Genomic DNA, 17,551 nt, shown 5'->3' with positions numbered 1-17,551 from the left:
GACCCATTTCACGATCATCGCTTCTGGATTGACCCCGGTCGCTTCGTTGATCCGGCGGTCGCGGGGCATTCAGGTCGGAGGGAGCGGGTTCAGCAGGCACGCTTTGCGATGGCGAAATCGGAGGCTTCCCTTCCCCCTGGGAGAATGAGGGCAGGCTCGACGAGGCCAACAAAAGAGTAGCGAGGACAAGCGCGCGCATAGATTTTCCTCCCGTGAAGTCGCCCTCGGTAACAATTGACTGATACATTTGTTCAACTCGACGTGCCTCGCCCGGAGAAAACCATGCGTGTCGTGATTTGCGGCGGCGGCGTGATCGGCGCCTGCATCGCCTATTTCCTCGCTCGCCGCGACATTGACGTCATCGTCGTAGAACGGACCGAGGTGGCCGCTGCGGCATCAGGCAAGGCGGGCGGCTTCCTGGCCCGCGACTGGTGCGCCGGCAGCCCGCTTGATGCGTTGGCTCGGCGGAGCTTCGATCTTCACGCCGCCCTGCCCAGCGAGATTGCCGGCGACTGGGGCTATCGCCGCATGACTGCCTACAGCGGTATCGTCGTTCCCGAGCGCGACCGCCGTCGTCACTTGCTGGCCAAGCTCGATTGGCTCTCCGCCGGTGCAATTATCGAGTCTCGGCTCGGCACGACGGAGACGACCGCGATCGTTCACCCGCGCGCATTCACCGCCGCCATGATGAGCGCCGCCGTGGAGAACAGTGCCGAACTGCGTCACGGGCGAGTCACCGGCATCGTTCGGACTGCGGATGGATCGAGCGTGAGAGGTGTAGAGGTCGATGGCGGTGTGTTTGAAGCAGATGCCGTGGTCGTGGCTATGGGGCCTTGGTCGGTGATGGCCGCCGAATGGATAGTTCTGCCCGCCGTCTACGGGCGAAGGAGCCCCAGCCTCGTCTACGACACCGGCGGGGACATCCCTGCGGATGCGCTCTTCCTCGAATATCAAGAGGAGACCGGCGAGGCCGTTACGGTCGAAGTCTTCCCAAGGGCCAATGGACACACCCTGGTGACCGCCCTCTCCGACGAGCCTCCACTGCCGATCGACCCGGCCGCCGTGATGACAGACCAGAACGAGGTCGATCGCCTTCAGGTCATCGGCGCGCGATTGTCACCGGCGCTCCGCCCGGAGAAGGTCATCGCTCGGCAAGCCTGCTTCCGCCCGATCACCCAGGACGGCTTGCCGTTGATCGGCAAAGTGCCGCAGATCGAGGGCGCTTACGTAGCCACAGGACACAGTGTCTGGGGCATCCTCAACGCGCCAGCGACCGGGGAAGCCCTGGCGGAGTTACTCATTAATGGCGACGCGCGCAGCACCGATCTGAGTCCCTTCGACCCCGCCCGGCTCCGGCCGCTCGATCCGTCGCGACTGCGCACGAGCGGCGGAAAGGGCCTGAAGGTTATTTGAACCGGCCGGTTTCCCGGTCAGACTCACTTTGATGACGTCCAGTAGCGTCCAAGCCGGGTCAGGTACGGGCCATCGAGATCGCGCAGCGAGGAATTCATGACTGCCAAGTATCTGCCAATAAGGATGGGTGACGGCCCGGATGCGATCCAATCCCCCGAAAAATGGCAATTGTATCTGATCGAACTCCGAAAAAGGCCGGATTACGACGGCAAGGCACAAGACATCGAGTTCGCCGAGCGGTCGCTCGCGGACGCAAGGTGTTTCTGCGATCCCTTGCCCAAGTGGGCGTAGACGGTCCGCCTCGCACCGATGAAAGTGACACGAAATGGGCCGACTGGAACGGAGATCGCGGGCGCTCCGGCACTGGAAGGAATTCCTGCCGGAGAAGTTCAAGGAGTTGCAGGCGACCGGGATGCTGGAGGCCGAGACGAACGCGGCGGCCAACATGGCGACGGACGAGATCATCAGCCTGATGCAGCAGGGCTATCAGGAGCACGAGGCGCGCGAGGTGGCTCTGCCGAACTACATCCTGCTGAAACCGGAGCCGGAAGACGAGAACGACGAGCAGGCACTCGAACTGGCCCAGATGGAAGCGGACTATCAAAAGATGATGGCCGAGCCGCCGGACGAAGACGAGTAGAGCCGCAAGACGCTCCGAATATTCCGGCCTTCAATTTCCGGATCACTTACGAGGTCAATCTCGGCCAGCCGCCCGGACGCGCCACCGCCTATCGGCCGTCGCCGCACCTTGTGCCATTTGAAACTGTCCGAATGGCACAACTGGCACAAAGGTTTATTGAACAACAACAATAAGATAAAGGCATCTCTTGTCACAATATGACGACAGAATGTCGTGTGCAGACATCTGGCACAAGCCTTACTTACCCTTGCTGGCCCAATTGCTGGCCTCTCGATTTCCGTACCTCATAGAGCCTTGAGCTATCATCGTCTTACGCTCGCTCCCTTGGTCCAGCCCGGGGGAGCCAGCAAATTCAATCCCTTACACGGGTTTGCTAAAACGGCGCCGAAGTCCCATTTCGTTTGGGGCCACGTTAGGGGCCACAAGAATAAAATTGCCCGCGCGCGCTGGAAAATATCACCCCAAAAGTTGCGTCATCTTCAAGTCGAGTTGTTTCGCGGCAGCACCAATTTTCGGAACGATATCAGCAATAGAGAGTCAGGTATGAGCTTCGCGGAACACCTTCCCCCCAGAGAAGTAAAACCCCTAGTTGGCGGTTCGCGGCCCCAGAATACAAATCTGGGGCCGTTTCCATTTCGGCTCGTTTTGCCTTGATCCGTGACGAGTGATTCGCATTCTCTGGCCCCTCGCCTATCCGCCATGACCGGCCCGTGCGATCGCTTCCAGCAGGCTCATTTTCTTTTCGAACAGAAAATCGACGTAGCGCACGGCCGTACCCGCTGTCCGGGCGGCTTTGAAGTCCTTGTTCAGTTCCTTGATCCCCCCTGACTGCTGCAGATCGACGATCTGGTCGTCCACCATTTGGACGGCCGCAAACGCCCGCTGGATGACGGTCGACAGCGGCGTCAGTCCGACGCCCATTTCCGCCGCGGCCGCATGGACGGCCGCCCGCGCTGCGGCGTGCCCCGATCCCAGCGCGGCCCTCGCCGCGGCCAGCGTGGCGACCTTGATATGGTTGCCGCGGGCGCAGCACAGAACGACGCGGCCGCCCGGGTCGAACATGGTCGCCGTGTCGACAGCGCCGATCGCGCCGGCCGCGTCGACGTGAACCGCAGCGATCCCGGCGCAGCGGATGAAATGGTCGGCAAGGCGTTCAGCGCGGGTCGGCATCGGTCCCACGCTTACTTGGCGGCGGCGCCCGCGGCCGCCTGTTGGTCCCGCGCCGCAATCAGGTCGGCCTCGATCTTTTCCTGCTCTTTCGGCTTCAACGCCGCCTCGCCGCGGTCAGGCGGAATATCGTGCACGGGAAGATAACCGCGCGCTTCCTTGGGGCGCTGGGGCGCGTCGCTTGGCAGGTCCGTTATCGACGTCGAGCAGCCGCTGACCGCGAGCGCCGTCGCGAACAGCGCGGCCATCGACCAAAGCCTTAGCTTCCGATCCATTAGCACAGCGGGAAAACTCCTGTAATCTGGACCGTCCCTTTAGTCACGGGCGGACGCCTTGTAAATGTTCCCGGCATAACGTGGTTGCCGCAAGTTCCGATCGCAAACAGGCTCTGTTCCATCGTCCATATGTTTTTGCGAGGTGTAGACGCGTCCCATCCAGTCGGACTACCTTGGCGCATATATCGGCGTTGAGGCGCTTCGTGAGTTTTCAGGTCACGGTATTGAAAGTGTTGGCGGGCCATCCGGGCGGCCGTTTGTCGATCGACGACTTGAAACGCGCGGTGGCGATCCTCATTTGCAGCGGCCCGGAATGGACCGATCGCACGAAGCGCCTGCTGGCGCGGGCGCCCGGCTTGGATATCTTCAGCCAGTCGCTGGTCATCCGGGATGCCCAAGGGTGGCAGATCACTGAGGCCGGCCGGACGCTGCTAGCCCTAATCGAGAACCCGGCCGCAGCCGCCCCGGCTGTTGAGGCGCCGAAAAGCGCCCCTGCGGTGGAACTGCCGTCGTATTCAACCTCCGCACCACTACCGATGCACATCGTCGGCCGCAGGCGACGCGTGAGGGCGGTCCGTGCAAGGCGACGTCAGCCATCGACCGCTGCAAAATGAAAATATCGCATCGGTGGGCAGTAGCCGTTAGATGCCCCGTTTGCGCACTGACCGACATTGCCAGCATGACCAGCGACGATGTCGTGGACACGGTTCAGCGCCTGCCTGAGGGCTTCAAAATCGTCAAAACAGCGCTGGGCGACGTGATCTATTGCGCTGTCTGCAACCGGCCCGCCAGCACCCTTCCCATCGATCCCTAGCCACAGTTACGTTGTGAAAACTCATCCGGGCGCGTTGCGCTGATCGAATTAATTTGAAAATCGGTCCATCGCGCTTAGGCTCGGTACGACGCTAGACCGCCGATAGCGTCGCCGCACAACGGCCTCAGCGTCCATCCCCGCGCTGGGGCCGTATGACGACGGAGCGCAAATACGCGACCTTTGGGAGCGGGGCGAGCATTTCCCATCGCAAAAGCTGTCAGAGGAAATTCGGTCCTAAATCAACAAAGGAATGGAGGGCGCAATGGCTGGCGACGAATTGTTTCAGAAAGGTTTGAAAGCTCAAAAGCATGTTTTGGGCGAAGAGTATGTCGAGGCCAACATCGCTGGCTCCGATGAATTCATGATGACCTTTCAACGGGCCGTTATCGAATTAGCTTGGGGATACGCTTGGAGCCGGCCGGGCCTAGACCAGAAATCAAGAAGCATTTTGACCTTGGGCATCCTCGCAGGGTTAGGCCGCTTTCAGGAACTCGGCATCTACACAAACGCCGCGCTTGCCCAGCGGTGTCAGCGTCGATGAACTCAAGGAAGTGCTGGTCCACATCACGGCCTACTGCGGCACCCCAGCTGGGCGCCAATCCTTCTTGGCAGCGGATGAAACGTTGAAGGCTCGGTAGGCTAACGGCCTGAGATTTCCAAGACGATGAAATTCAAGCTTGTCCTTCCGGCGCTTTACCTCGTAATTGCACTGCTTGCGTGGTTTGATTTCGCTCGGCTACCGCCGGACGGACTTGCCAATCTCGGGCTGATGCTGGTCGTGATGCCAATTACGGCGCTCGACCTCGCGCTCCGCCCCACCAGCAACCCGGGACATTCGATCTTTATGCCGGATAAGTTTGGTTACTACGGCAATCACGCGGTGTTCTTCGCTGTCAGCGTGATCATTATCGCATTGTTGTTGTGGATTGTAGGAGCCGCGATCGATCGACACCGCGCCCGGGCGAACCGACGATGAGTGAAAGTGTCGCTGATGGCTTTTATTCCCACGCTACCGCCGCGTAGTCGACATTCAATCTCGACGCATTCGAAATGCGCTCTTGCTAAGTGAAGTTAAACATCGACGCATTCAATTGGTCAGGCGCGATACCAATCAACCAAGCAGCATTTCCGGCCGCGTCTGTAATGATCGTGGTATCAATGCCTGCGTCATAAAACGATGCCGCCTGCACGTCGGCAAATGAGTGCAATGACGTTCCAAAAAAGTTTATTACATCGAAGACACCGCCGCTGTTGAAGTCTTCGATAACCAATACTTCTCGATGCACATCGTGTATATAATATTGATCGGCGCCACCACCGCCCCAGACGTAGTCTACGCCGCCACCGCCAACGATATAATCTACCCCCGCACCCAGTACGAATACGTCGACACTCGCGCCTCCCATAACCCAATCGCCGCCATCGGAGCCGTAAACATAGTTTTGGCCCGATCCGCCGTAAACAAGGTTCCCGTCGGCGCCCCCGGATGAAATGAAAATATTCAAGCCGGCGCCGCCGAACATGCTGTCGAGACCAGCCCCGCTATAAAAATAATTGGTGCCGACGTCACCGAACATGACGTCGAAACCGCTGTCTTCTCCATGCATCACGTTGATGTCTGCGGCCGTCGTTCCGCCCGATCCTAGCAGGGTGTCATTGCCGACGCCGCCGAACAGATAGTTGACGCCTTCACCACCATTTATGTAATCGTTGCCGTCTTCCCCCAGCAATACGTCATTTCCACCTTGACCGGACAGAACATCGTTGCCCTCGCCTGCATAGATGTAATCGCTGCCCGCTCCACCATAGCCAAAGTCGTTGCCGGAAAATCCGATTAGCACATCGTCTTCAGGCAAACCAATCAGCGTATCGTTTCCGGAGCCGCCATAAAATTTCATGAAGAAACTTTCCTTCAACGTCGCGGTCGGGCGGCTTCGCCCGACGCGCGCCAATAGATCGATCTCGCTTAAAGGTACTCGCGACTATCCAACCCTGAGATTTTCCGCTGATGTCTTACCGCGGTTTTCTTTTTCTTCGTTAGCTGACCTTCGCGCCTTCGTTGAGCGTGCTAAGCCCGCCTTCTCGACGGCCGAAATATGCACGAAAACATCCTTGCCGCCGCTGTCGGGCTGAATAAACCCGAAGCCCTTCACCGGATTGAACCATTTCACCGTACCGCCACCAGCCTAATCCGAACGCTGGGCGGGTCGCAAGGGGCGACCTGCCGCCGGAAAATGCCCGCCGCCGCGCGACGATGATAGGTCCAACGTCTTGCGAAGATAGGCGAGCGACCCCCTGCCTAGATCTTGAAAACTTAATAGCGTTCTGTCCGACGCTTCGCGTATCTCGCCGATCGTCTTCAGGCCGGCTGCGTTCAAGGCATTGCGTATGCGCGTCGGAAACCTGACGCGGTCGATCTGCGTATTCTGGCAGTTCCGGCGCCGGTTCGACTTCGTTCATTAAAGGGTCAATCGATATTTCAGGCGCAATTGACGACAAGCGCTCTCAATGTCCGCCTGCGCTCTCGACCTGCTGACGGCGCCCACGCTGCCGATCAGCATAGCTTTGAAGCCTCCGTCGTTGCCCAGCCTGACAACGTCGATGTTGTCCGGATGAAAGCCAACCATTTCGGCGATCATCTGCTGAAGTTGAAAAGCAGTCTTGCTTTCGAAGGGCATCGATTAAACGCTCATGGGCAATAGTTACAGATCGCGAAAGCGCAATATTTGATCTCGTACTCGATAAATGCGTTTTCGGAAAGCCTGTTCCGTAGCGCCAATCTTTTTGACAATGTTTTTGGGGCGCTGCGCGTTGTCCGACCAACCGCGACGTCGTCGGTGAAGCTTGTCACCCGCGGTAGGCCACCGCTTTTTACACGGAAATTCCCGGCTTGGTGGCCTTTGCCGCGATGTTCAGATTGCGAAGGACGGTTTGCAAAGATCGCCGCTTCCGCGCGCGTCAAAGCGTAGCGGGTCCGGACACTGGAGGCGGCGGCTTCGGCCGTCGCCCAGCTTCGCAACCGCTTCCGAACAGTTCATCTGCTGAAAACCACAGCGATCCGACGGTCTCTGCGCCAAACGATGGCACATCGTCGTTCGATATATTCACCAAAAACGAGCAGCGTGAACTCGTCGGGAATTTTTTCGTTGAACGACGCCACGTCGAGCGCTGCTCCAAACGTGCTAAGGCTGAGGATTGTACAATCGATTTTCGATTGACCAAAGCAAATCAGGCCCAGCTTTGGGCTTCGTGATCCGTTTTGGCTCTTGTCGTTGGCCATGACGTCATCAATGGGCTCGAAGAATTGGAATAATTCCATAGCATGGACGTCAGAACGTCTCCTCACTGATCGCGCGGTAAGGTTGATTTGTTAGCTTAACGCGCCCCACTTGAGGGCGGTCATGATCATGGCGGAGGCGCGAAAACAGGCGGAAAGGAAGCTGGCGCTTGCAATTGTCGACAGTCATCGTCTCATGCGTTGCGTTTCATACTGATCCGCCAGTATCTAAATTGAGGCTGTCACCCAGTCGCTCCCCCGCGCGCGATACCTCAAGCCTGCGATAAAGACGCTGTAGCCGGGCGTAGATTGCCTGCGGTGTCAAGTACTGAGGCGATCTCGACCGCCTCTTTCCCGAGGGTGCGCAGCGCGGCATCCTTTGCGGCCGTCCATCGTCTGCTCGTCGAGCGCATCATCGTTCGCCGCCGGTCACCCGATCAGCAGAGCGACACGCCGAGGCGCGTTCCCTTTCGCCATATGACGCTGCATGGGTAGGATTTCTTTTTTGCCGACAACGATCAAAGTGAAATGGTCGGAGATTAGGCTGTACGGGCCGGCGTCTAAGGCTGCGCCGGCTTCCGAGAAGTTGCGAAGGACGCAAGGCACGGATAGTTGTTCGAACCTGATCAAACCGGTTTCGAGAACTCGGTTGCGGGCAGCCTTGCGCGCTTCCGCGTCCGCCTTTGCAATTGTCGCCATCGGTGGCACCCATGTTCTACTCGTTAAACTTGGGGCCAATCCGTAAAGCTTAAACCATTTTGAAGCCGCTCACACACCGTTAAAGTTAGCTAACCGGGCAAGAGAGACCCCGCCGGGGACATGCCCCGGCGGGTATTGCTTGCCGTTAACTCACGATCGAGAAGTTCGAAGCCGTCAACGCTCCAGCTGTCGCACCGTTCAACCAGACCGCGGTGTCAGTGTCTATCTGAACCACGAAGTATGCACCGTTCTGATAGAAGTGAGAGAGCACGTCGGCAAACGATGCGAAGCCGGAGCCGGTCAGCAACACGCTGTCGGTGGCAGCATTCCAATCTTGAACGACTTGAACACTCGCGATGTCATTGGCAACAAATGTGTTGCTACCGCCTTGACCAAAGTAATAGTTCACGCCTTGACCGCCGTCGAAGTAGTCATTGCCGGCGCCGCCAAGCAGAACGTCGACACCATCACCGCCGTACATGATATCGTTGCCGGCTCCGCCGTATTCGTAATCGTTGCCTGCGGCTCCAAACAACGCATCATTGCCGTCGTCACCTTGAAGAATGACCCGGCCTTGAGTGGCGATCAAGACGTCGTTGCCGGAGCCGCCATAAGCTTGCGATCCATCGCCGGACGCAAGATAAATGACGTCGTCACCCGCTTCCCCCTGCGCGCCAATTTCGACGCCGCCATCACCGACCAAGGTATCGTTGCCGTCACCACCTCTCAGCGTGTCGTTACCCAGACCTCCATACAAAAGATCATTTCCGATATCTCCGTAGATAAGATCGTCGCCAAGATTTCCCGTCAGTATGTCGTTGTCGTCGCCCCCATACAAAATGTCTTGTCCGCCGCCTCCATCCAACGTGTCATCCATTTTCATTCCGTAGATCACATCGTTGCCGTCGTCCCCCATCAGGTGTTCGAATGCGCGTCCACCCGTGATGACGTCGTCACCACTTCCGCCGTAGCCCAAAACTCCAATAATGGTAGCGGAGTTCACAAGAGAGGTATTGATTACGTCGTTACCGTCGCCACCATACATATATCCTTGACCGCCACTTCCTTGGATGATGTCGTCGCCGTCTTCACCATATAAGTGGTTGGGTTGCGAACTACCGGCTCCAAGCACTTGATCGTTTCCTAAGCCTCCGTACAGATAAATCGGAACGGTATTGCCAAAAGTCGAAAGGCCCAGTGTGTCGTTTCCATCCAGCCCATACTGGATATCTTCGGTTGCGATGTGATTGTCGTTTCCAAGTGTTCCAATGTACGTAACCATTTCATTCCCCAATGGATAACAAGTTGCACGGGTGAAGTTTATGTCTGAGCAATCGCGTACGAATGACGCAAAACGTCGCGTTTTTTAGCCGAACCTGAACATAGTCGTGTCGAGGTCGCCCGGGGCTTTTCCGATAAGCCACGCCGCGTTCCCCCCAGCATCGATGATGATCGTGGTGTTAATGCCCGCTGCATAGAACGATGCGGCCTGTACGTCAGCGAAGGAGTGAAGGGACGTGCCGACGAAGCTGAGCACGTCGTTCACGCCACCGGTGTTGAAGTCTTGGATCACCATAAGCTCTGACGTGGTATCGTTGATTGTGAACGTGTCAGAGCCGCCGCCGCCCCAGGCGTAATCGACGCCACCACCGCCGGTGATGAAGTCCGCTCCCGTTCCCATGAGGAAGACGTCAACGCTCGCGCCACCGGTGACGGTATCGCCGCCATTGGAACCATAGACATAGTTCTGGCCTGAACCGCCGTAGATTAAGTTGCCGTCGGTCTCACCAGACGAGATGAAGATGTTCAGGCCCGAGCCGCCGAACATATTGTCGATGCCGGCGCCACCGTAGAGATAATTGGTGCCGGCTCCGCCATAGAGCGCGTCCGCGCCGGCTTCACCGAGCATAACATTGACGTCACCCGGTCCCGCGCCGCCTGAGCCAACTAGAATGTCGCTGCCGTCGCCGCCGAACAGGTAATTGAAGCCGGTCCCGCCATAGATGCTGTCATTGCCGCCTTCACCCAGCAGCACGTCGAGCCCAGCGCCGCCCGTCAGCACATCTATGCCCCCACCCGCATAAATGTAATCGTTGCCGTCGCCGCCGTCGCCGGTGTCGTTTCCGTTGCCCGCCACAAGGACGTCGTTACCTCCGCCGCCGCTGGCGGTGTCGTTGCCGTCGCCACCATAAATATTGTCGCTGGCCCCTCCGCCGCTAAGGACGTCAGCCAAGGCACCTCCAATTATCAAGGTGTTGGTCGAGCCCGCGACGAGCGAGTTTGAGGATGATGCCGAGCCAATCAGGTAAACTCTGTCGGTCGCCGTCCAATTCACAAAGGCGCGGCCAGCCAGGTTGATCGACGTTCCCGTGACAACGAAAAGGTCATTGCCAAAACCTCCGCCATCGATCGTGAAATTTGTGCCAGCAATTCCTGCCCCGGTGAAGTTTGCGGTCACTCCACTGGCACCAAATGACAGTGTCTGAAGGTTAATTAGACCGACGGTTGTTGTCGAACTCCCCCCGTCGGTCACTTTCACCGCGATACCATCCAGTCCCCCGGAAACACTTCCTTGAAAACTCCAAGTATCCGCACCGAACGTAGCTACGCCTAGGTCAATGTTGTTGTTTTGGGCGACGACGCTAGCAATGCCGGAGAGTGCGGACGCGCCACCGGACAACGTGATGGCACCGGCGGAGCCCAAGCGAAGTTGTCCGAACGTCGCGGTCGGAGACACCGCGACCTGCGAGGTAACTGCGCCCGAGAACGTTCCAGCTGAAGCGAACGTTGTGTAAAAAGTAAAGCTCTCCGGATCAGTTTCTGTGAACCCATTCGCGTCGAGAAGTGTAACTCGAAGAGCCCGAACGCCCGCCGGCAGATTGATGGTTTGAAGCGGCTGCGCGATCTGCGGGGCGGACCACGTCGATGCAATTTGATACATCACAGAATACTGGGCGGCGCTCGAAGCAGGTAGTTCGATCGAACTGAAATCTGGCGAACCAGGCTCCGCGTTGAGCGTATAAACGCTGTCACCGAGTGGATCGAACGCATATTGGGTGGTTGCGTCCGCAATCGCGAAAGAGAAGCTCGAGACGTTCGATGCGACAAGATTTGGCTCAATAATGGCAGGCAGTGGAACAGTGATGGTGATGCCAGGTATCTGCAGGATAAGCGCGGCTTCGTCGAGACGCCGGCTGGCATAGTCGTCGCCGAAATGCGTCAACTCACTATACACGGTAGTCCACGCGCTGGCTGACCCGTTGGGCGCTGCAGCCGAGATCGTCTTCGCGGCTTCAATCATGTCACGCCAAAAGGAGGGCGTCTTTGTTCGCAAATTTGTTGGGCCGTATTGAAATGCAACGTCCACCAGAACGGTTTGCGCTTGGGCGGGCAAGGCGCTTATTGGAACGACTGCAGTTCCACCCCATAGCGAGGACCCCTGCCAAGCAGTGATCAAATCCGCTAGCGTTTCACTCTCTGCGAAAGCAGTCAGTTTGTTGGCTTGCGACTGTGTGACGCTCACCGACATGGACGTCTCGATACGAGACTTCTTCTCGACTTCTCCTGTCTCCAAATAGGCCAAAGCAGCTGACTTGCTCGTACTAGCGTTCGTCGCGCCGTAGAGAAACTTTAGATTGGGGTTGCTCGCGTAATCGGGAAACAACGAAGCGAAGTCACTCTGAGAAATTATGCCGCTGCTTAGATCAACGCCTATGCCCAACGTAATGCCGGACCGACCGGCGACCACGCCTGGACTGGACAATGGCACGTAAGGCGTGAGCAGGTTTCCGCCCTCGTGGGAATGCACAAAACTCCAGTTAATCGAATATCCGGCTGGCTGCGGATCATTCAGGGGGACGTTGGTCGTATCGACAATAATTCTCGTGCCACCGTTCCCGTCGCTTACCGGCTGCAAAGCGTCTACGTCCACGCTACCATTGAACGTGAGGGTCGCGACCAGCGTCTTTCCCGAATAAACGTCGACTTCGCCTGGGATGCCATATGCAGCCGAAAGCGTGAGGTTCGCTCTATTGCTAAAATCAATCTCGTCACCGGCCACAAAGCCATTGATCGTTGCAACGATCGGGCCCGCGGTTCCGCGTTGGAGCTTGACGACCTGATTGCTTGCACTAAAAACGATGCTGTCATGACCGTTGCCGTCTAGAATGATCGTATCTGTGCCGCCACCTCCGTCGATGGTATTATTTCCACCGCCAGCGTAGATGATGTCGTTCCCAAGCCCGCCGTTGATATTGTCGTTGCCCAAGCCACCAGTAACTGTGTCGTTTCCGGCGCCGGCGTTGAAGGGCGTATTGAAATTCCAGCTAACGCCAGTCACCCCAGGAATGGTCGTGGAGTTTGGGAGGGCGACGTTGTCGTTGCCGTCGAGGGCGTTGTAAATTGAATTTGAATTCGTTGTGGCAGCTGCGATCTGCGTCGCAGCAAGATTGTTAAAGTTGACTGTGTCAGCACTCGTAGTGAAGAAGGGCGCCGAAATCGACCAGCTTCCGCCACCCCCTCCCGCTGCGTAAAGCCAAGGACTGTTGTTGTAATCGCTGTTAAAGAAACCAAGGCTGTAACTGAAACCCAAAGAAATCGAGCCAACCGCTCCGCTGGAGACTGTTATTGACCCGCTCCAAAAAGAGCCCCATTCCGGTCGAAACGTGGTATTATTTCCCTCAATAGTATAGGCATAATAACCGTCATACGTGTGATAGCCGGTGATTGTATAATTACCACTACCAGTTGTGTATGCACCAACATATGCGATCGGATCACCGGTGTTGCCAACGGCTGAGGTGTAAGTGAACAATTCTGAAAAGGAATAAGTCGAGCCGGCCGTCAGAACTATTGGTTTTGCGGTGAGAGTTGGAAATGCATTTGGATAAGCCATCAAACCACCTGGTCAAATTGACGAACCAATTAATTTAAAAGGCGAAATAGCGTTGACGCTCCCACAGGCAGCATCGCTTGTCAAAACCGGGGTTTCACGGGAGCACAGGTTCCGGGCATTCCGTTAGCAGCCATGTCGGTAGGTGGGCTTCGCCACGGGTGTACCATCATTGATCGCCTGATCGACCGTCGGCGACGGGTCGATCGGCCTGCCGTCAGCCCACATCCGTTTGTTTCAGCTTGGCAGGCGAGGTAGTCGGCTTCCCGGATCAGCGCGGCGCCGGCCGCGCGCTTCTCATCCGACTGGCGCGCCAATATGCCGGTCATCGCGCGCGCCTTGGTCAACTCTTTCGAGAGCGCCTTACGGTCGCCGCCAGACAGCGGGGTCGGATGATGTTTCGGGGCCATCCCGCCATCAAAGCGCGGCCCGACAGCTTAGGCAAACGGCTCTATTAGTAGGGACGAATGCGGCTCTCGCTACTCGACTTCGTGGCTGTGGAAAAGAAGCGCGCTAAGCTAGCCTTGGCCGTCGTCTTCCGGAGAGGCAACCGCAATGAATATCATCCCGCAACTCGCAATGTTGACGACGGCCGCGTTCCTAAGTTCTTCAGGCGATCAACGTCAGGTCGATTTCAAGATGACCTCGCCCGACGGCATCCAGCGACTAGACCAACTCTGGTTGGTGACATACGTCGACGACGCCGGCCGGGAAGTCGTGGCGCAGGCCAAGCTGACCACCGGTGACTATGCGCCGCTGATCGCGGCCGATGCCGCGAGGCTCGAAAGCATGATGCCCGCAGCGCGCGGTCTCGCAAAGGCCAACAATATAACGATGCGGCTCGTTAAATTCACGCGTCGGTTAGACGTCGAAGAAATCAGGCCATGAGCATCGGTCTCCCGGCCGGCGTCTAGCGCGTTGCGATCGCCGCCGGACCTAGGGTCAGATAGTCGTCCGCTCCAATCCTACAGGGCGTCGTGGCTGTGAACGGATCGGCCATGCTGCCCGTCTGATCGCTGGGCACGTTTTTGCGTGAGAGAGAATTTATGGCCGACCAGCATCAAGTACACGCCCTTCCACAATCTGCGATTGCCAAAAAGCCCACCCAGAGAGACAGGTCGATACCAACGAAGCCAAGCATAGGGCAAAATGCATTATCGAGGCGCTGACGCACGACGCTGGACTTCAAATCGTGATTATCGAAAACCCCGGATCGCGCCGCCGGCTTTTCCACTGTTCGCGGGCAGGCAGCGTCTGCACTGCACCATAGGCCGATCGACTGCTGGTCGTTGCGCTGCGGGATAGGTTTATCTTGTCGAATTGCTCGACGCGTGAGGCTTAAATGACCTTCACAATCCACGCGTCGAAGGACGGGCATATCGCGCAGACGATGCGGTTAGACCCGCTGGTAGCCGTTACAAAAGCTCGCGGCCTGCTAGACGTCGGTTGGGAAGTGCACATCACGGACACCGCCGGACAACGATATCCGCCTGACAAATTCGATGATCTGTTGTCGTCGACCAATGTCGGGCTTCACATTGGGGCTTTGCGATCATCGCCCGATGTTGGGCTGCCCACTGTCGAGCCCCGTTAGATATTGCGTGATCTTTTGAAGGTTAGCCGCGGGTACTTCCGCCGAAACGAAGTCGGCGTAGCTGAGGTTCAGCACAGCGATCAGTTCGCGCACGTCCCGCGCAGCCGAGGGGTTTACCCGAAGCGCTTCTGCGAAGTCGTGCGCGGTCTCCCTGACGAATTGGGCTTTCATGCGCCACAATATATTCCGCCCGTGTCGAATGCATCTGTGCGGTGGATCACATAGTGCTCGTAGCCCTCGCCCACCGGTTGGAATTACCGGTTCTGCGGCGCGCCGCGCCGAAGCGCACCTCGATAACGAAAAGCCCGCGGCGCCGGCGTTCAGCGCCAGCCGCCGGGGACGACGGTGCTAAGTCGGGGGATATGACCGACCTGACAGAGACAGCGATGGGCAGATTTCTTAAACGAAATAGGCTAGCGTCCCGCCAATGCGTGATCCCGACGTTAGAAGCATAGTGCTGAGCGCGCTCCTAAACGAGCATTCTCACGATCCGACGACGCGGATCGTCGAAGAAATGGGCATTTGGAATGGCTCGGCGCGCATTGATATCGCAGTGATCAACGGCGAAATGCACGGCTTTGAGTTGAAAAGCGAGCGGGACACCCTGTCGCGACTGGACGGTCAAGCCGAACTCTACGAGCAAGTCTTCGATCGCATCACTCTGGTCGCGGCAGAAAAGCATATCCACAAGGCCAAGCCTTTAATTTCGGCCTTCTGGGGGTTAACCAGCGTCACCGTTCACCATGATGGCCATTTATCGCTAACCGAAGTCAGACCGGCGATCGAAAACCCCTACCGCGATAAAAAGCAAATCGCCCGGCTGCTTTGGAAGTCCGAACAATTGCTGATCCTCGAAAAGATCGGGATCGCCAAAGGCATGCGCTCGAAATCTGCCGACTTCCTTCAGGACGCGCTTGCCCAAAGCCTAAGCGAACGTGCGCTTTCGGCGCACGTTCGCGAGGCGCTAAAGGCCCGTCAGGGATGGTTAGGGCAGTCTCGCGGCGACCAGCGACAGGTGCCTGCTGGCGCCGATTGATGCCCACGTCGTCCGGTTTCCGGGCGTCGCAGAACCAGCGTTGATCTGCAGTATCCTGTCGTCGCCCCAGCAGACCGGCAAGCCGCCGAACTTTGGTTCAGCGACCAAGGCAGCCGCATGACCCTTGTATTGCGTCGGCATGGTGATGCCGGTCTTCCCGTTGGTCGGCTTCCCCTTCAGAACGACCCACTCGCCATCGACGGCGTAGCGCGCGCTGACGGTGGCCTTGGTCATCGCCATGCCGGGGGGATCGGTGAGGTCCGGCGTGCCCGCTGCGTAATCTCCGAAATCGAGCGAAAACGACATTGCATTCGCCGCCGTATTCCACACATGCCAGCATCGGCGGGGAACCGTTGACCGGCCGGACGGCAGGCCGCCGTGGTCCTTCGGCGCCGAAGATGCTGCGAGGGTGACCGAGCGCCACTGGCCGGCGGCGATGTTTTTGCTCAAGGCCGACACCACCACAGGGTGAAGTAAACCGGGATCAAGACCCTGCACTTCTTTGAGATTTACGACCAAATCGACGTCCTTCGTGGACCATCCACGGGCCATGCCGTTGCGTTGATCAATTCTTCTAAACGCACTTTCAGGACTAGCCCCGGTGCGAATGAGCCAACGAGCGTTTTCACGGCATGCAGATACTGGCCAGTTTCGCCCAGTTCTATCGAGGGAATGAGTTGGACACCGCCGGTGCCAATCGCGCCGAAGTGGTTGCTGAACGAAGCAATCGACCCGCTCAACGAGACGTTATAGGCGCCGTCCAGCGCCATTCGGCCGCCGCCCCAAGCCGCTGCAATGTCTTCGGCGAAGCCGCCGGGCGGCTTCGCCACCAAGCTGATGATCGGAGAAAGGCGTGACTTCGCCGGCGGCGTAAGGTTCTTCAGGGCGATGGCTTCGCCGGTCCTGCTCCGCAAAAGCGGCCGGTAGGTATAATTCGCATGCATAGTTGCTCGTCCTCATGTGATGGACGGGCAGCAAAATCGTTGGTTGACAGACGGGGGGCACTTACCCACATGATGTCCAAGCGATACTACCAATTCCTGCTACCCGCGGGAGTTAAGGGCCGGCCGATGTTCCAAGCATCGGTTCGGCCTATTTTTATGCCCGGCTGGACATCATGGGCAGATGGTAATCAGTGGTCGCAAATTCAAGACAATTTGAAACGATCTTGCGGGATTGTAGCTAGCACGTTGCTTCTCTCGGAGCCCCATAGGGTCCCTGATCCTAAAAAATGGTTCGATATTGGGAGAGAGCGAAATGACCTAAGTCATTGAATATATGGATGGAGGCCACGACCAGAATTGAACTGGTGTACACGGTTTTGCAGTTCTACCTGACCGATCCCGACCAATCCCAACACGTCTAAATCAGTGTGATTTTGTTGAGCTTTAGAGCCTTCGGCCATACTCGCAGTACCGTCTAATTATTGCTTGTACTAAGCCGTCCGGTGGCAATCGCGGTGGCAAAAAACAAATGCCGCTCGGCGAGGGTGCTTGCTAAAAAAACGGCTCCAGCGCGGGGAAGCGACTGGAGCCGTGTTGACCTTAACGCGCGCCAATATGGACCTCGAAGCGAGCAAGCGTCAGTACACTTGTGAACGCAGGAACCGGCATAACTGCGGATTCGCATTCTCGGCGCCCTCGCCTATCTAAGCCGCATGCGTACCACTGCTTTCGAACCCTGCATCCCGACCCGCGCTACGAAGGCTGCGCCTACTCGCTTCCACGTTCTCTTAATTCCGATTC

Annotated in this window: 21 protein-coding genes and 2 pseudogenes; 9 read left to right on the top strand and 14 right to left on the bottom strand. The window is 57.6% G+C overall.

All coding sequences use genetic code 11. The features are described from left to right. Positions 1-282 precede the first annotated feature (282 nt). From JQ575_RS37620 to JQ575_RS37610, 3 genes are all read left to right on the top strand, one after another. Positions 283-1,413: an FAD-binding oxidoreductase gene (locus tag JQ575_RS37620; RefSeq protein WP_212038238.1), complete on the top strand. Its 1,131-nt coding sequence runs from the start codon at positions 283-285 to the stop codon at positions 1,411-1,413. A 96-nt stretch (positions 1,414-1,509) separates the two neighbouring features. Further along, positions 1,510-1,704: a hypothetical protein gene (locus JQ575_RS37615; RefSeq protein WP_212038237.1), complete on the top strand. Its 195-nt coding sequence runs from the start codon at positions 1,510-1,512 to the stop codon at positions 1,702-1,704. A 34-nt stretch (positions 1,705-1,738) separates the two neighbouring features. Continuing rightward, on the top strand, positions 1,739-2,053 hold the full coding sequence (locus tag JQ575_RS37610; protein ID WP_212038236.1) for a hypothetical protein: 315 nt from the start codon (positions 1,739-1,741) through the stop codon (positions 2,051-2,053). Positions 2,054-2,743: 690 nt separating this feature from the next. Here the strand turns inward: JQ575_RS37610 and JQ575_RS37605 are convergent. Together JQ575_RS37605 and JQ575_RS37600 are read right to left on the bottom strand one after the other, a co-directional pair. Next, positions 2,744-3,223, bottom strand: coding sequence for a hypothetical protein (locus JQ575_RS37605; RefSeq protein WP_212038235.1), 480 nt, complete (start codon positions 3,221-3,223; stop codon positions 2,744-2,746). A gap of 11 nt (positions 3,224-3,234) precedes the next feature. After that, the gene (locus tag JQ575_RS37600) at positions 3,235-3,468 is read right to left on the bottom strand and encodes a hypothetical protein (RefSeq protein WP_312016092.1); all 234 of its coding nucleotides are present in this window, start codon (positions 3,466-3,468) and stop codon (positions 3,235-3,237) included. 230 nt (positions 3,469-3,698) lie between these two features. Here JQ575_RS37600 and JQ575_RS37595 point away from each other — a divergent pair, with 230 nt between their 5' ends. The 4 genes from JQ575_RS37595 (at position 3,699) to JQ575_RS37585 (ending at position 5,285) form a co-directional block, all read left to right on the top strand. After that, positions 3,699-4,109 (top strand): hypothetical protein, encoded by a 411-nt coding sequence (locus JQ575_RS37595; RefSeq protein ID WP_212038233.1) that lies wholly within the window; start codon positions 3,699-3,701, stop codon positions 4,107-4,109. A gap of 65 nt (positions 4,110-4,174) precedes the next feature. Then, positions 4,175-4,309 carry a hypothetical protein gene (locus JQ575_RS45910; protein WP_283842688.1) on the top strand — a complete coding sequence of 45 codons (135 nt, stop codon included), beginning with the start codon at positions 4,175-4,177 and terminating at the stop codon, positions 4,307-4,309. Between the two features lie 262 nt (positions 4,310-4,571). Further along, entirely contained in the window at positions 4,572-4,850 is a 279-nt protein-coding gene (locus JQ575_RS37590) for a carboxymuconolactone decarboxylase family protein (protein ID WP_312016091.1), read from the top strand. A gap of 123 nt (positions 4,851-4,973) precedes the next feature. Next, a complete protein-coding gene (locus JQ575_RS37585) occupies positions 4,974-5,285 on the top strand; it encodes a hypothetical protein (protein WP_212038232.1) in 312 nt (103 codons plus the stop codon). A gap of 85 nt (positions 5,286-5,370) precedes the next feature. Here the strand turns inward: JQ575_RS37585 and JQ575_RS37580 are convergent, their stop codons facing one another. The 9 genes and pseudogenes from JQ575_RS37580 to JQ575_RS45225 form a co-directional block, all read right to left on the bottom strand. Beyond that, positions 5,371-6,207 carry a calcium-binding protein gene (locus JQ575_RS37580; RefSeq protein ID WP_212038231.1) on the bottom strand — a complete coding sequence of 279 codons (837 nt, stop codon included), beginning with the start codon at positions 6,205-6,207 and terminating at the stop codon, positions 5,371-5,373. Positions 6,208-6,291: 84 nt separating this feature from the next. Beyond that, complete coding sequence (locus JQ575_RS37575; RefSeq protein WP_212038230.1) at positions 6,292-6,480, bottom strand: cold shock domain-containing protein; 189 nt, start codon at positions 6,478-6,480, stop codon at positions 6,292-6,294. Between the two features lie 15 nt (positions 6,481-6,495). Next, a pseudogene (locus JQ575_RS46730) lies at positions 6,496-6,744 on the bottom strand (DNA-directed RNA polymerase subunit alpha C-terminal domain-containing protein); the annotation flags it as partial. Positions 6,745-6,768: 24 nt separating this feature from the next. Continuing rightward, a complete protein-coding gene (locus tag JQ575_RS37565; protein WP_212038229.1) occupies positions 6,769-6,987 on the bottom strand; it encodes a hypothetical protein in 219 nt (72 codons plus the stop codon). A gap of 356 nt (positions 6,988-7,343) precedes the next feature. Continuing rightward, the gene (locus JQ575_RS37560; protein ID WP_212038228.1) at positions 7,344-7,589 is read right to left on the bottom strand and encodes a PilZ domain-containing protein; all 246 of its coding nucleotides are present in this window, start codon (positions 7,587-7,589) and stop codon (positions 7,344-7,346) included. A 426-nt stretch (positions 7,590-8,015) separates the two neighbouring features. Then, positions 8,016-8,285, bottom strand: coding sequence for a hypothetical protein (locus tag JQ575_RS37555; RefSeq protein ID WP_212038227.1), 270 nt, complete (start codon positions 8,283-8,285; stop codon positions 8,016-8,018). Between the two features lie 145 nt (positions 8,286-8,430). Then, positions 8,431-9,567 (bottom strand): calcium-binding protein, encoded by a 1,137-nt coding sequence (locus JQ575_RS37550; RefSeq protein ID WP_212038226.1) that lies wholly within the window; start codon positions 9,565-9,567, stop codon positions 8,431-8,433. A gap of 84 nt (positions 9,568-9,651) precedes the next feature. Next, a complete protein-coding gene (locus JQ575_RS45905; protein WP_212038225.1) occupies positions 9,652-13,179 on the bottom strand; it encodes a pesticin C-terminus-like muramidase in 3,528 nt (1,175 codons plus the stop codon). Between the two features lie 156 nt (positions 13,180-13,335). After that, positions 13,336-13,586: pseudogene (locus JQ575_RS45225) on the bottom strand (hypothetical protein); the annotation flags it as partial. A gap of 145 nt (positions 13,587-13,731) precedes the next feature. Here JQ575_RS45225 and JQ575_RS37540 point away from each other — a divergent pair. After that, entirely contained in the window at positions 13,732-14,064 is a 333-nt protein-coding gene (locus tag JQ575_RS37540) for a hypothetical protein (RefSeq protein WP_212038224.1), read from the top strand. Between the two features lie 664 nt (positions 14,065-14,728). Here the strand turns inward: JQ575_RS37540 and JQ575_RS37535 are convergent. Further along, positions 14,729-14,941 (bottom strand): hypothetical protein, encoded by a 213-nt coding sequence (locus JQ575_RS37535; RefSeq protein ID WP_212038223.1) that lies wholly within the window; start codon positions 14,939-14,941, stop codon positions 14,729-14,731. A gap of 256 nt (positions 14,942-15,197) precedes the next feature. Here JQ575_RS37535 and JQ575_RS37530 point away from each other — a divergent pair, with 256 nt between their 5' ends. Beyond that, positions 15,198-15,806, top strand: coding sequence for a sce7726 family protein (locus JQ575_RS37530; protein ID WP_212038222.1), 609 nt, complete (start codon positions 15,198-15,200; stop codon positions 15,804-15,806). Here the strand turns inward: JQ575_RS37530 and JQ575_RS45900 are convergent. Both JQ575_RS45900 and JQ575_RS45895 read right to left on the bottom strand, forming a co-directional pair. Then, entirely contained in the window at positions 15,756-16,358 is a 603-nt protein-coding gene (locus JQ575_RS45900) for a beta family protein (protein WP_283842687.1), read from the bottom strand. The two genes, JQ575_RS37530 and JQ575_RS45900, sit on opposite strands and share 51 nt — an antisense overlap. After that, positions 16,316-16,750, bottom strand: coding sequence for a beta family protein (locus JQ575_RS45895; protein ID WP_212038220.1), 435 nt, complete (start codon positions 16,748-16,750; stop codon positions 16,316-16,318). The genes JQ575_RS45900 and JQ575_RS45895 overlap by 43 nt, the downstream gene beginning before the upstream one ends. Between the last annotated feature and the right edge of the window lie 801 nt (positions 16,751-17,551).

The sequence above is a fragment of the Bradyrhizobium sp. JYMT SZCCT0428 genome (assembly GCF_018131075.1).
Lineage (GTDB): Bacteria > Pseudomonadota > Alphaproteobacteria > Rhizobiales > Xanthobacteraceae > Bradyrhizobium.
This window is presented reverse-complemented; position numbering and strand designations above follow the sequence as displayed.

Excerpts from the sequence above, each read along its gene's own strand:
- JQ575_RS45900 (WP_283842687.1), bottom strand. The coding sequence starts at position 16,358 with ATGGCCCGTGGATGGTCCACGAAGGACGTCGATTTGGTCGTAAATCTC.
- JQ575_RS37565 (WP_212038229.1), bottom strand. The coding sequence starts at position 6,987 with ATGCCCTTCGAAAGCAAGACTGCTTTTCAACTTCAGCAGATGATCGCC.
- JQ575_RS37555 (WP_212038227.1), bottom strand. The coding sequence starts at position 8,285 with ATGGCGACAATTGCAAAGGCGGACGCGGAAGCGCGCAAGGCTGCCCGC.
- JQ575_RS45905 (WP_212038225.1), bottom strand. The coding sequence starts at position 13,179 with ATGGCTTATCCAAATGCATTTCCAACTCTCACCGCAAAACCAATAGTT.
- JQ575_RS37535 (WP_212038223.1), bottom strand. The coding sequence starts at position 14,941 with ATGAAAGCCCAATTCGTCAGGGAGACCGCGCACGACTTCGCAGAAGCG.
- JQ575_RS37615 (WP_212038237.1), top strand. The coding sequence starts at position 1,510 with ATGACTGCCAAGTATCTGCCAATAAGGATGGGTGACGGCCCGGATGCG.
- JQ575_RS37620 (WP_212038238.1), top strand. The coding sequence starts at position 283 with ATGCGTGTCGTGATTTGCGGCGGCGGCGTGATCGGCGCCTGCATCGCC.
- JQ575_RS37540 (WP_212038224.1), top strand. The coding sequence starts at position 13,732 with ATGAATATCATCCCGCAACTCGCAATGTTGACGACGGCCGCGTTCCTA.
- JQ575_RS37560 (WP_212038228.1), bottom strand. The coding sequence starts at position 7,589 with ATGGCCAACGACAAGAGCCAAAACGGATCACGAAGCCCAAAGCTGGGC.
- JQ575_RS37550 (WP_212038226.1), bottom strand. The coding sequence starts at position 9,567 with ATGGTTACGTACATTGGAACACTTGGAAACGACAATCACATCGCAACC.
- JQ575_RS37585 (WP_212038232.1), top strand. The coding sequence starts at position 4,974 with ATGAAATTCAAGCTTGTCCTTCCGGCGCTTTACCTCGTAATTGCACTG.
- JQ575_RS45910 (WP_283842688.1), top strand. The coding sequence starts at position 4,175 with ATGACCAGCGACGATGTCGTGGACACGGTTCAGCGCCTGCCTGAGGGC.
- JQ575_RS37610 (WP_212038236.1), top strand. The coding sequence starts at position 1,739 with ATGGGCCGACTGGAACGGAGATCGCGGGCGCTCCGGCACTGGAAGGAA.
- JQ575_RS45895 (WP_212038220.1), bottom strand. The coding sequence starts at position 16,750 with ATGCATGCGAATTATACCTACCGGCCGCTTTTGCGGAGCAGGACCGGC.
- JQ575_RS37605 (WP_212038235.1), bottom strand. The coding sequence starts at position 3,223 with ATGCCGACCCGCGCTGAACGCCTTGCCGACCATTTCATCCGCTGCGCC.
- JQ575_RS37580 (WP_212038231.1), bottom strand. The coding sequence starts at position 6,207 with ATGAAATTTTATGGCGGCTCCGGAAACGATACGCTGATTGGTTTGCCT.
- JQ575_RS37590 (WP_312016091.1), top strand. The coding sequence starts at position 4,572 with ATGGCTGGCGACGAATTGTTTCAGAAAGGTTTGAAAGCTCAAAAGCAT.
- JQ575_RS37530 (WP_212038222.1), top strand. The coding sequence starts at position 15,198 with ATGCGTGATCCCGACGTTAGAAGCATAGTGCTGAGCGCGCTCCTAAAC.
- JQ575_RS37600 (WP_312016092.1), bottom strand. The coding sequence starts at position 3,468 with ATGGCCGCGCTGTTCGCGACGGCGCTCGCGGTCAGCGGCTGCTCGACG.